Raw genomic sequence first — 12,627 nt, forward strand, 5'->3', positions numbered from 1 at the left:
AGTATGTATAATCCTGTTGAAAATGTACATGTTTATTCAAGCGTTACTGTACATATTTAAACTAGCATTTATACAATGTCAAATTTCTCGCAAATATGAAATGAATAAGGAGGGAAACTGTTTTATCAAAACCGGCAACATGATAAAAGTCGAAAAGAACATACAACACTTGCATAGAAGGTCGACCAATATCAGAATAAATTATCTTCATCAAGTCACAAAAGATATCGTGAAAACCAAGCCATATCGAATTGTGATGGAACCTGGAACATCAAAGGAATGATGAAGAATAAGCATTTGTCTAAAGCTATTGCAAAACAATGCTTATATGAGCTTACGCGACAAATTCAATATAAAGCGAAAAATATGGTATTGAATTTATGGAAGCTGATACATGGTATCCATCTTCTAAGATGTGCTCAAGTTGTGGAAGCATCAAGAAAAATCTAAAGCTATCTGATTGCATATACAAATGTGCTTATAGTCATGTCATAGATCGGGATTTGAATGCAGCCATCAACTTGTCATGAACCAAACGTTATGGCTAATATGTAGGATGCGTTGTATCCGAATTTATGCCCTCGGAGAGTTCTATCAAACAGTAGTTGCTTTGGGCAAAACCGGATTCGTAGAACAGGGAAATAAACAAACTTTATAGACTTTTATAAGGTTTTGGAAATGGGGCTGCGCACGTTTAGTCAATCAAGAATCCCATCTGTTACATCGAAAGGTGTAGGACTTGTAGCTTTAGCTATGGGAGTGTCAAAAGAAATATATCAAAAACAGGATTTTGAGGGATATAATCCGTGTTCATTCCTTATGGAAATAGTGGAAAATCAAATTTAGTATACAAGCATATGATATTTATCATTCAGTTAGAAAGAGATAAAAAGTAGCGCAAAAGATAATTTCAATTATCTTTTGCGTTACTTTTGGGATAGAGTAATGAAAGATAACAATATATAACAGTATTAAGGTAACCAACTTTTAAGGGTTTCCATTAAGTCTTTTGCGCCTTCCTGGCTTAAAATTAAACGTCCGTCATACAATTCAATTTGATTTTCAGATGTTTGTCCTGTGATGAAACAAGCCCCAGGCTGTTGCTTGATGCGAACAGTTCCTTCTAGCACATACATTTCTACAGAAGTATTGGGAAGAAAATCGAGCGTCCGTCGTATCTCTTTAGGAAGAACAATTCTTCCTAAATCATCCACTCTGCGCATAACCCCTGTTTTTTTCATAAGATTCCTACTTTCCTTTTTGAATAGTATGTCCAATGTTTTACTTGTATACAATAAAATGTAACTACTATCAGATTTTTATTCCTTTTCTATTCGCTTGTGATATGTCTGATGCGAAATAAGAGGAAGTTTGTAATATATGTGATAACCATTTTATTTAGTAAAGAATGTCAAGTTTCAATCTAATTCTAACTTACGTATTATTATAATAATAAATTTTTATATAGGGGTACGTCTTTTCTTATCCACTACAATAGAGATATGACATGGGGTATTATGTAAAAATAGAGCGGGTTAAAGAAATTAATGTTAGGTAATTTAGAGCCTAACATTATTGAAATTCTGAAATTAATGGTGCAGTGAAAACAAAAATCAAAACAAGTACTCCCAAGGGAAGACGCTTTTATTTAGATATCAAAGATCGGGGATAAAAAATAATGAAGATTAACACGGCATATCAAGTATCTTTAATAATACATAGGGGGAAATATAGGATTGGAGGGGAGTAACACATGCCCATCAACTTAAGGATAGACACAATATTAACTTTTGTTCATTTGAACTTAAACTTTCCCCACAAGGGAGCCAGTTATTAAATTTCAGCACGCCAAATAACCCCTAACGGGTTTCATTTTTTTCTTATGCAACTTTCTTTTGCTTGCAACATCCACTATACTCATAGATAACACCCATGATATCAAAGACGGTTTTCTTCTCGTATCGATGAGATTTCCGCCCGTTTTTCTCTAGAAGGTGGAACAGGCGGATTAAAAGCTTTGTTATCTCTTGGGTGTCTTTCTGTATAGCTTGATAGAGAAGAAATAGATGATCTTGAATCATTCCAATCGCTTTATATTCACTTAATTCCTTTTGCTTCTTCTGTAACAACAGTTGACGCATTTTAAACATCGTAGAAGAACATAAGAAAATAGCAATCAGTTTCCCATATAAATGGCACTCTATTCGTTCTCGTTTGACAGTGCGACAATGATCAATATCAAATAATGATTTCCACGTTTTAAAAACAATTTCAATCTGCCAACGTAAGGAGTAGAGTTCATGGACTTGCTTCATCGAAACCCACTCCCACGGAGTGTTGGTTACATATACATTTAGCCCAGATAATATTTTGCTTTTTTGTGAATACGGTTTTCCTTTTTTCTTTTCACTTTCTATTTGTTTTTTCTGTCGTTCTCGTAATTGCTGTTCTGTTAGACGATACAGGACCAATCGGGCAAACAAAACTTTTTGATCTCCAACATAAACATTACCTACTTCATAAGTTTCACCAGGTAACAAGCGTCCCACCATCATTTCTAAATTGACTTTCATATATTCTGTTTGTTTTTTGATGTCCCCATTTTTAAAGTATTCTGGGTTTGGATTTTTTACATATACATTCGTATTTAACTTTAATCGAGAAATATAATAGGTCCCACGTTGATCCATTTGATCTAAGTCCTCTAATGAAAAATACCCTAAATCACGAATACATAAATCTCCTGGTCGTAACGTATCTAAACATTCCGTTCCGAATGTTTTATCATTATTTTTTCCAGGCCCCACTTGGAAATTCAGAAATTGTCCACTATGTAAATCATATTCTAATTGAATTTTAATCCCAGCTGTTTGCGCACAACCACCTGAACCAGGATAGATATGTTCTAAAGTATTAGGCACTTGAAACATGGTGGCATCCATGATACGAATACGTTTAAAATAATTATAAAGATGATTAGAAATATGAGTTTGCTCACAGATTTTTTGTTGTAACAACAAAGAGAAAATATGCTTTAAAAATAACACTGATTTTTCATTAAAGCGTTTATTTAAGCCCTCGGGGCTAAGTACAGTACCTGTAACTGCGTGAAGCCTACTACATAATCGGACTAAAGGATCACTGGCCACTCTTTGGCTAATCCAAACACAAATAGTAGCTAAATCTGATCCTGAAAATTTGCGTTTTCTCTTTACAAATTTCATCTCTCTTGCGAGTTTTTCCAAAAAATCAGGTGTGATATAGCGCTGTAATTCTTCTGCAAATGGCTGTAACTCCTCTTGAATCGAGCGATTCATAAAAAAACGTCACCCTTCCTTATAGTCTATTAAGAAAGAATAACGTTTTTTTGTATTTGGGGGTAGTAAAAATGCTTAAGTTGATGGGCATGGGGGAGTAACAGTTGAACTAAATCTATAAAACTTTATAAAAGCCCCTCTAATTATTATAAAGATTGAATTATAATAATTAGAGAGGTGATATAGATGAAGTACTATTCCATAGGTGAGTTTGCTAATTTAATAGGGAAGACAACGCAAACATTAAGAAACTGGGATAAACAAAATGTTTTTAAACCACATCACGTAACAGATAGTGGGTATCGATATTACTCACAAGAACAACTTAATCACTTCTTGGGTATTAAAGGTGAAATGCAGGTAAACAAAATAGTGATAGGGTACTGTAGAGTGAGCTCTCATAAACAGAAAGATGATTTGGAAAGACAAATTGATAACGTAAAAACGTATATGTTTGCTAAAGGCTATCAATTTGAAATCATCAGTGATATAGGAAGTGGGATTACCTATAATAAAAAGGGCTTAAATCAACTAATTGATAAGGTCACTCATTCGGAAGTAGAAAAGATTGTTATTCTGTATAAAGATCGGTTAATTCGATTCGGGTATGAATTAATCGAAAACTTATGTGATAAATACGGAACGACTATTGAGGTCATTGACCATACCGAAAAGACCGAGGAACAAGAATTAGTAGAAGATTTCATTCAGATTGTCACTGTTTTCAGTTGTAGATTGCAAGGTAAAAGAGCCAATAAAGCCAAGAGGATGATTAAGGAGTTGATGGAAAATGATACTTGCGAGGAAAGTAAGAATAAGACCAAATAAAGAACAAGAACATCAACTTTGGAAATCGGTTGGAACAGCCCGATGGGCTTATAACTGGACATGAGGTAAACAAGAAGAAAATCACAAGCACGGTGGTAAATTTCTATCTGATGGCATCCTTCGTAAAGAATGAACAGTTCTGAAACAAACAGAAGAATATGTATGGCTATACGAAGTATCCAATAACATGAAAAAGCAAGCGATCAAAGATGCTTGTGAAGCATATAAGCGATTCTTCAAGGGACTGGCTGATAAACCACGTTTCAAAAGCAGAAGAAAATCCAAGCCATCTTTTTACAATGATAATGTGAAATTGAAAGTTCGAAATAACGAAGTGTTGATTGAAAAAATTGGATGGATGAAAACTTCAGAATCATTACCAGTCGATATAAAGTATACGAATCCACGTATTCATTTCGACGGGAAGTATTGGTATTTGTCCGTTGGCGTAGAAAACGAGTGTCACAAAATAGAATGAACAGATGTCTCTCTAGGTATTGATGTTGGTGTGAAGGAACTGGCTGTTAGCTCGGATGGAGAGAAAAAGAAAAATATCAACAAAACACAAACAGTAAAAAAGGTAGAGAAATGCCTTCGTAGGTTGCAACGTCAAGTTTCTCGCAAATATGAAATGAATAAGGAGGGAAACCGTTTCATCAAAACCGGCAACATGATAAAAGTCGAAAAGAAAATACAACACTTGCATAGAAGGTTGACCAATATCAGAACAAATTATCTTCATCAAGTCACGAAAGATATCGTGAAAACCAAGCCATATCGAATCGTGATGGAAACCTTGAACATCAAAGGAATGATGAAGAATAAGCACTTGTCTAAAGCTATTGCAAAACAATGCTTATACGAGCTTACGCGACAAATTCAATATAAAAGCAAAAAATACGGTATTGAATTTATGGAAGCTGATACATGGTATCCATCTTCTAAGATGTGTTCAAGTTGTGGAAGCATCAAGAAAGATCTAAAGCTATCTGATCGCATATACAAATGTACTTGTAGTCATGTCATAGATCGGGATTTGAATGCAGCCATCAACTTGTCACGTTATGAATTAGTCAATTAACACCTGAACGTTATGGCTAATATGTAGGATGCGTTGTATCCGAATTTACGCCCTCGGAGAGTTCTATCAAACGGTAGTAGCTTTGGCAAAACCGGACTCGTAGAACAGGGAAATAAACAAACTTTATAGACTTTTATAAGGTTTTGGCAACGGAGGAAGTATGGACAGATGTTTTTTCATATTTTAACGTACTAATGAAAGGGAGTCTTTTTCCTCAAAAATTTTGCAATATGATATAATCCGTCTTATAAAAGCAAAGGATTGATATAACATGAAATTAGACATTAACAATCATTCAGTATTCTTATTGGAGTATCGTCTTGTACTAGTTGTGAAATACAGAAGAAATGTATTTGATGATGCGATATCAAACTATGCAAAAGACATGTTTGTACGATTGTCTGAAGGCTATAATATAATGTTAATGGAATCATGATATAGATCATATTCATATTTTATTCAAGGTACATCCGAATACAGAAATGACAAGGTTCATTAATGCATATAAGAGTGTAAGTTCTCGATTGATTAAAAAAGACTTTCCAAAAGTAAAACAGAAGTCTTGTTACATCGCGGAAAAACCGGTAATTCTATTGTAAGAATTACCGGTTTTTTGTAACGTGAAAGAAGAATAAAGTGTGTATATTTTCATTCTACATATAAGCCAATTGCGGCCACGATTGCTTCAGAAGCGTATTCCCATTTTCCATCTGTTAGAGTTCCTAATTGTTGTCCAATCTGAGATAGGAGATTAGGCGTAATCGGAATACCAAAATATTGAGCAATGATTGCACCGATAGGTGCCGTAATTTTCGTCCATCCACCACGATCGATTTTAATTTCTAAATTTTTGATTTCTCCAGCTTCTTTTACAAATCGATAGTATACTTGATCATCCAGGCGAAAACTTAAGTGATGCGAAATTTGGCCATTTACGACAGTTTGATTGCCCTTTTTAGAAATATAAGCCGGTTTTACATTGAATTCATGATCGAATACTTTTAATTTTTTAATTTCAGGCCCTAACATAGCTGCTTGAACCGCTTTATCTAGATTATTCATCGGAATTGCATCTAGAGTTTGTGTTTGTTCAATAAATTTGGGTGAAAACACATGAACGGCTTGTATGTACTGCGGAGGTGTTTTTTTTTCAGCAGCAAATGCGCATGTGGAAGGTCCTGTTATCAATATTGCAGCAAGAGCTGTTGTACCAATTACTTTATACGGTTTCATATTCGTATTCCTCCTTGTGCCTCTTTTTTGTGAAACTTGTCAAATCGTGTCATTTTTAAGATTGGGACCATCATATCACAAGAAAAAACAAATGGGAAGATTAAATTCTGAATTTGGGTATATGTCATTCGCTATATAATGATTAAAAATAACAAAAAACAGAATTCTCCGTTTGCTTAAACGTCCAGCCAACCAATCTATTTCAGATAAAGGAATAAGTTTTATAAACAAATTATGTTTCTTTTGTTATCATAAGAAAAAAGAAAAAATAGGGGAGAATGGAATATGGATGCAAAAGTAACGAGAATTCGAATTATAAATATACAAGAACAACATTGTCGTGGATGTGAATACCTACTAGGCTCTTATCAACATTGCATTGAGAATTGTGAATGGGGAAAAGAAGTGTATCAGTTAGGAAAAAGTTTGTCTGGAGAGGAAAATACGAGTAAAAAGAACGCAGAATGGAAATGGGATCAGTTATGTGAGGATACGGTTCAATTACGGAATACGGGTCTGGACTATGTGGAAATCGCAAAGTGTTTAAAATGTCGCGTCAGTAGCTTACGTGAGCATTTGAAAAAGCGAGGATTATATAAATAATAGACCAATGATTTAAATGTCAGGATGATGTGGTCGTTGTTTGAAATTCATACCGTTGTTCTTATTAGAGAAGGTGCATTTACTGTAATTGATGAGCATAAGTGATATTCTAGCAAAACACAGCCAAAACTTGAGCTCAGGTTTTGGCTGTATAATATATGGTACATGTAAAATTGAATTTTAATTTTTCCATCTGTTAATTCTAAAATAGCTATGAGTTCTATTATACCATTATTTCTATTTTTTCTCTTTGCATGAACCCCAGATTTTAAGGTGGAGGCCTGTTTAAGCTTTATTATATAAAAAGGTGATAATACTAGTTTCTCTACTATGTTTTTTAGTATCCATGTGAGTTTTAAATTCCTGTAAAATCTAAAATAACGTCTTCATATACTTGTTTTGTATGCAACAATATAATTCCTCCATCATTTCGTTTGTCCATCGCTCTATTCATTTATTTAAAAAGGAATAACGTTTTCTTGTATTTGGGGTAGTAAAATTTTTAAGTGAATAGACATGTATGGTGAGGCCTAATAATAAACTCTTCAACTCATTGGATATTAAAAAACTTTGTAACAAAATCGAAAGAGGCCATACATCCTTTATCTTTTTGTTTTTTTCTTTTTAAATTTGCTTAATACTTCATAAACAATTGGAACAATAAGAAGTGTTAATAACGTTGAACTTGTTAATCCACCAATTACTGTTACACCAAGTCCTTTAGAAATTAAGCCGCTACCTTCAAATCCTAATGCAAGCGGGATAAGAGCTCCGATTGTTGCAATTGCAGTCATTAAAATTGGACGCAAGCGTGTTGCACCAGCTTCTAATAAAGCTTCACGTGTTGATAAACCTTCATTTTCTTTATGAATAACGCGGTCGATAAGCACGATTGCGTTTGTTACAACGATACCGATTAACATAAGCGCCCCAATCATTGCAGATACACTTAATGTTTCACCAGAGATTAATAAGGCAACAAGAGCCCCAATAATTGTGAATGGTAGCGAGAATAAAATTGCGAATGGTGCAAGGGCACCGCCAAATGTAACGACAAGAACGAAGTATACAATGGCAATCGCAGCTAACATCGCTAGGCCAAGTTGCTTGAATGATTCTTGAATATCTTTAGTAACACCGCCCATAGAAACATCTACACCAGAAGGAAGATCCATTTTATCTACTTCTTTTTGGACTGCAGCAGATGCTTTTGAAACGTCATCAGATGTTAATTTTGCACTAACCTCTGCATAAACACGGCCATCTCGGTGTGTTACTGTATTCGATGTTTCACCTTCTTTTACAGTCATAACATCTTTCACAGCTACTTCATTACCAAGTGGTGTTGTAATTTTGCGATTTGTTAAGTCATCGATTGTTTCATAATTTTGTTTTTCAGCTTCTACATATACATTGATATCTTTACCGTCTTTTTTAATAGTTGTCAGAACAGGGCGGTCATGTTGATTAGAAAGTCCCATTCCAATTTGAGCAGCCGTTAAGCCCATTTTACTTAGCTTTTCTTGATCTGCGACTAAAGTGTACTCTGCATATGTTTTTGCAATACTAGAATCTATATCTTTTAAGTCTTTATTTTTTTTCATGATATTTTGAATATCTTTTACGACAGGCTTAATGTCTTCTGAGCTATCTCCGTAAACGTATAGTTTAATTTCATTACTACCGCCACTTGCTCCGAAGTCTTGGTTTTTCCATTCACCTTTCCCAGACATCTTCTGTAAATCTTTAACGACTTGTTCTTTTTCTTTTTCGAAGTTTTTCGTGTCGTTATCATATTGAACGAAGAACATAGCTTGATTTGTTTGACCAGGGCTCATTGGGTTCTCTCCACCTAATGAGAACTGAATTGTTTTCACGTCTTTATTATCTTGGAAGTGCTTTTCAGCTTTCGTTGCAATTTTTTCAACGTCTTCTAATGTTTGACCTGGTTCAGGTTTGTATGTTGCGATAATCATTTTTTCTTCTTCAGAAGGTAAGAAACTTACACCGATAACGGGCACAAGTGCGAGACTACCAACTAATAGAAGGACAGCAATACTAGATGTAATAATTTTGTGATTTAAAGCCCATTCAAGTATACGTTTATACCCATTTGCTAATTTGCTCGGTTTCTCTTCATGATGTACCTCTTTTTCTCTCATGCTTTCTTTCTTAAATAAGGAATGAGCAAGCATTGGTACGATTGTAACAGCCACTAGTAACGACGCTAATAAAGCGAAGACGATAGTTAAGGCAAATGGTAAGAACATTTCACCAATCATACCTTTTACAAGTCCTAGAGGTAAGAATACAGCGATTGTCACAATGGTAGAAGACATAATAGGGATAAACATTTCTTTCGTAGCTTCACGAATTAAATCTTTTCCGCGCAATTTCTCTTCTGATAACGACATACGTCGGTAAATATTTTCAATAACAACAATTGAGTCATCAACAACACGGCCTATAGCCACTGTCATTGCTCCAAGCGTCATAATGTTAAGCGTAATATCCATTTGCTTTATGACTAAAACAGCAATTAATAAAGAAAGTGGTATTGAAACGACAGAGATTAACGTTGTTCGAATATTTCGTAGGAACAGCATAATAATAACAATCGCAAAGATAGCACCGAAAATTGCTTTGCTCAGCATTGTTTCAACTGATTTTTCAATAGGTGCACCTTGGTCGAATGTTGAAATGATCTCTAAATCTTTATATTTTTTCTCAAGATTTTTTACTTTATCTTTTACTGCATTTACAACATCAACTGTATTTGCATCAGAGGCCTTCACAATTTGAATTCCAATTGCTTCTTTTCCATTTGTTCGAGAAATGGATTCTGCTTTCCCAACTTCTTTAATGTCAGCAATTTCGTCTAATGTAACTGTTGGAATTCCGTTCATAGCAGCTGGATTCATTTGCGGCGTTTGTGCACCAGCGCCAGCATTTTGACTACCTTGACCGTTAGGTGATGAAGGTATAGCTGGGATTTTAAGTTCTTTTAACGCTTTAATCGTTGTAATATTGCCATCTACAACAACTGATTTTTCCGTGTCTTTAAACGTGTATAAGCCAAGTGGTAAAGATACGTCCGATCCCTTAATCACATTTTTTACAGTATCTTCACTTAGTCCTAATTCTTTCATTTTATCTTTCTTGAAGACGAGCTGTACTTCATCTACTTGTTGACCTGCAATTTGAACAGATGCAACACCATCAAGTCCTTTTAATCCTGGTACAACATTTTTCTCTACATTTTCAGTTAAGGTAGCTAAAGATTCATTCTTGCTTGCTACGCTTAACGAAATAACAGGAAAAGCATTGAAGTTTACTCGTGAAACTTTAGGATCTTTAACACCTTCTGGGAGTTTCACATTCGTGAGAGCCTCTTTAATTTCCGTTTCTGCTTTTTCCATATTTTTATCAAAATCGTATTCTACTTGAATAGAAGATGCGTTTTGAAAAGATGATGAGCTCACAACGTTAACACCGCTTAAATTTTGTAGTTGTTCTTCCATCGGCTTTGAAACTTTATCAGCTACTTCTTCTGGTGTAGCACCAGGATAGACCGTAGTTACTGTCACAATCGGTGTTGTAATATCAGGAATTGTTTCCAGCTTCATATTGAGTCCAGAGTAGATCCCTGCAATAGTAACAATAATGGTTAGTAGCCAAACTGCGAACTTATTTTTTAACGAGAAATTGATGATTGTATTCATGTTTAGCTCCTTTTCATATGTATTGGAAATGGATCAATTGATAGGATTTACAGTAAAAAAAGAGTGATACTATACTGAAATAGTTCTCCATACTATACGTAAAATACAATTATTTTATTCGATGCTGGACAGAAGTTGTAATGCATTTTATTATATATTGAAAAATAAAATTTAATTGTTGTAATTTCGTTTATGTTTAATATGGCTAATTTGAATTTTAATGGATACCAAGGAAATGGTATTTATAAATGCATAAAAAGTCAATTGAAAATGTCTCGATCTTAAGTCTTAGTTATATTCTATATAAGAAAAAAACAGGAGTTTGAAGACTCCTGTTTTTCGATATACAATGAATTATTAGTATAGGTAAAAAACGTAAGAAACGAGGAATTATCTAAAATAATGTAATCATATATGATGAGGACATTTATTTTGCAATTTATGGAGATGATATAGACCGTGTGAAACAAAGAGAGCCTCTTTAAGAAAGGGGGTTACATGTTATTTAATTTGTCATTATAGAAAAAATGAGTTTTACGAAAGATACAGAATGTTAAACTTATAAAAGCCATTGATATCATGCACAAACGCTGATATCAATGGCTTCTGATTTCGATATGTAGCAATCAGTTTTACAAAGTATAAAAAATTATAAGCTCAGTTTTACTATTCACCAGCAATATGTTTGTGGATTTATCTTTCTTGTCCATCTATTTGATTGGCTTGGAACTCCATTTTCAGCGCAATACTATCTCCCTGGAACATATTTTGATCTGTACCATTGTCTTCAAAGATAAATTTTATCCAGAACCAATCCATTTTTCCAGCTTTTAATCCACCTGTCTCGGCCCATTTTGAAAGGAATATTTTTTGAGAAGCAATTTCTGGTTGTTGTGATTTTAATTCTGCTAAAGTTGTTTCGTGTATAGGACTTTTCTTTGGATCCCAATCCCAAAGAAATTGTACTTTAATGTGTTTACCAAAGTCTTCAACACTATTATCTTTTTTAAAATCGTTCACAGTATAATCAACTTTCATCAGAATATCTTTGATATCCAATGTACCGCTATTTTTTATATTGAATTTTTTCAATATTTTATCCCCGGGTTTTAAATTGTCTAGATTAAGAGATGTAGTAGGCTGCATAGAAAAATCTAATGTTCCTGTAGCAAATTTATTATTTGTTACCTCTTGATCGCTAAAATATGCATATGTTCCCCCACCGACTAAAGATAAACCAAGAGCGGCAGAAACCACTCCAACACCTAATTTCTTTTTCAATGACATTTTTTGTTCCTCCCATATAATTTTTATAATCTTTCCTTACTTAATCAATAATGTCCCCTTAATACAGATATAGCATAAATTGTAAGGATTTTATATTAAAATTCAAAGAATACTTGTTGAGAAAATTATGTTGCTGTCTACCTATCCTCCATAAATAAAAAGTCCCAAAAGCTTATTCCAAAAGGGTATGAATTAGATTCGTAGATATGTCATAGTAGGTAATGACAATCAAAATTTAGATGTATAAATTGAAGTACTAAAAAAAAATTGAGTAGGGGAAATTTATCAAAAAAAGTAAACGGTGTATCTGAAAAGCAACCAGATTTAGACAAGTTACTTAATAATCTTCAAGAAGGAGGTACAGTTGTGGTATTTTGAATGGAATGATTAGTCGGAATGTTAAAATATATGTTAGAACTGGTTGGAAACTTATGGTGTTAGGAGCGAGTTGTATAGAAGTATTGTGAAGAATTACACATTTTTATTTTACAAAAAATTTATTTCTATTAAGTATTAATTTAAAGAAGAAATTTGTCTATATAATAATCTTACTATG

7 protein-coding genes and 3 pseudogenes are annotated in these 12,627 nt (G+C 33.8%); 5 read left to right on the forward strand and 5 right to left on the reverse strand.

The window, feature by feature from the left end; all coding sequences use genetic code 11:
* Positions 1-73: 73 nt before the first annotated feature.
* Positions 74-530 (forward strand): annotated as a pseudogene (locus MHI28_RS33095) (RNA-guided endonuclease InsQ/TnpB family protein); the annotation flags it as partial.
* 441 nt (positions 531-971) lie between these two features.
* Here MHI28_RS33095 and MHI28_RS33100 read toward each other — a convergent pair.
* Entirely contained in the window at positions 972-1,241 is a 270-nt protein-coding gene (locus tag MHI28_RS33100) for an AbrB/MazE/SpoVT family DNA-binding domain-containing protein (RefSeq protein ID WP_340828748.1), read from the reverse strand.
* Between the two features lie 639 nt (positions 1,242-1,880).
* Positions 1,881-3,317: an IS4 family transposase gene (locus MHI28_RS33105; RefSeq protein ID WP_340828013.1), complete on the reverse strand. Its 1,437-nt coding sequence runs from the start codon at positions 3,315-3,317 to the stop codon at positions 1,881-1,883.
* A gap of 186 nt (positions 3,318-3,503) precedes the next feature.
* Here MHI28_RS33105 and MHI28_RS33110 point away from each other — a divergent pair, with 186 nt between their 5' ends.
* From MHI28_RS33110 to tnpA, 3 genes and pseudogenes are all read left to right on the forward strand, one after another.
* Complete coding sequence (locus tag MHI28_RS33110) at positions 3,504-4,145, forward strand: IS607 family transposase (RefSeq protein ID WP_340828751.1); 642 nt, start codon at positions 3,504-3,506, stop codon at positions 4,143-4,145.
* A pseudogene (locus MHI28_RS33115) lies at positions 4,108-5,226 on the forward strand (RNA-guided endonuclease InsQ/TnpB family protein). The gene MHI28_RS33110 and the pseudogene MHI28_RS33115 overlap by 38 nt, the downstream one beginning before the upstream one ends.
* Before the next feature lie 271 nt (positions 5,227-5,497).
* Positions 5,498-5,786, forward strand: a pseudogene (gene tnpA / locus MHI28_RS33120) (IS200/IS605 family transposase); the annotation flags it as partial.
* An 88-nt stretch (positions 5,787-5,874) separates the two neighbouring features.
* Here tnpA and MHI28_RS33125 read toward each other — a convergent pair.
* On the reverse strand, positions 5,875-6,459 hold the full coding sequence (locus MHI28_RS33125) for a methyltransferase (RefSeq protein ID WP_078188049.1): 585 nt from the start codon (positions 6,457-6,459) through the stop codon (positions 5,875-5,877).
* Between the two features lie 285 nt (positions 6,460-6,744).
* Between MHI28_RS33125 and MHI28_RS33130 the strand changes: the two genes are divergently transcribed.
* Entirely contained in the window at positions 6,745-7,062 is a 318-nt protein-coding gene (locus MHI28_RS33130) for a hypothetical protein (RefSeq protein ID WP_078188048.1), read from the forward strand.
* A gap of 602 nt (positions 7,063-7,664) precedes the next feature.
* Here the strand turns inward: MHI28_RS33130 and MHI28_RS33135 are convergent.
* A complete protein-coding gene (locus MHI28_RS33135) occupies positions 7,665-10,784 on the reverse strand; it encodes an efflux RND transporter permease subunit (protein WP_340828755.1) in 3,120 nt (1,039 codons plus the stop codon).
* Between the two features lie 693 nt (positions 10,785-11,477).
* The gene (locus tag MHI28_RS33140) at positions 11,478-12,071 is read right to left on the reverse strand and encodes a TasA family protein (RefSeq protein WP_340828757.1); all 594 of its coding nucleotides are present in this window, start codon (positions 12,069-12,071) and stop codon (positions 11,478-11,480) included.
* Between the last annotated feature and the right edge of the window lie 556 nt (positions 12,072-12,627).

It is taken from the genome of Bacillus sp. FSL K6-0268, from assembly GCF_038005425.1.
GTDB lineage: Bacteria > Bacillota > Bacilli > Bacillales > Bacillaceae_G > Bacillus_A > Bacillus_A thuringiensis_S.

Excerpts from the sequence above, each read along its gene's own strand:
- MHI28_RS33100 (WP_340828748.1), bottom strand. The coding sequence starts at position 1,241 with ATGAAAAAAACAGGGGTTATGCGCAGAGTGGATGATTTAGGAAGAATT.
- MHI28_RS33105 (WP_340828013.1), bottom strand. The coding sequence starts at position 3,317 with ATGAATCGCTCGATTCAAGAGGAGTTACAGCCATTTGCAGAAGAATTA.
- MHI28_RS33110 (WP_340828751.1), top strand. The coding sequence starts at position 3,504 with ATGAAGTACTATTCCATAGGTGAGTTTGCTAATTTAATAGGGAAGACA.
- MHI28_RS33125 (WP_078188049.1), bottom strand. The coding sequence starts at position 6,459 with ATGAAACCGTATAAAGTAATTGGTACAACAGCTCTTGCTGCAATATTG.
- MHI28_RS33130 (WP_078188048.1), top strand. The coding sequence starts at position 6,745 with ATGGATGCAAAAGTAACGAGAATTCGAATTATAAATATACAAGAACAA.
- MHI28_RS33135 (WP_340828755.1), bottom strand. The coding sequence starts at position 10,784 with ATGAATACAATCATCAATTTCTCGTTAAAAAATAAGTTCGCAGTTTGG.
- MHI28_RS33140 (WP_340828757.1), bottom strand. The coding sequence starts at position 12,071 with ATGTCATTGAAAAAGAAATTAGGTGTTGGAGTGGTTTCTGCCGCTCTT.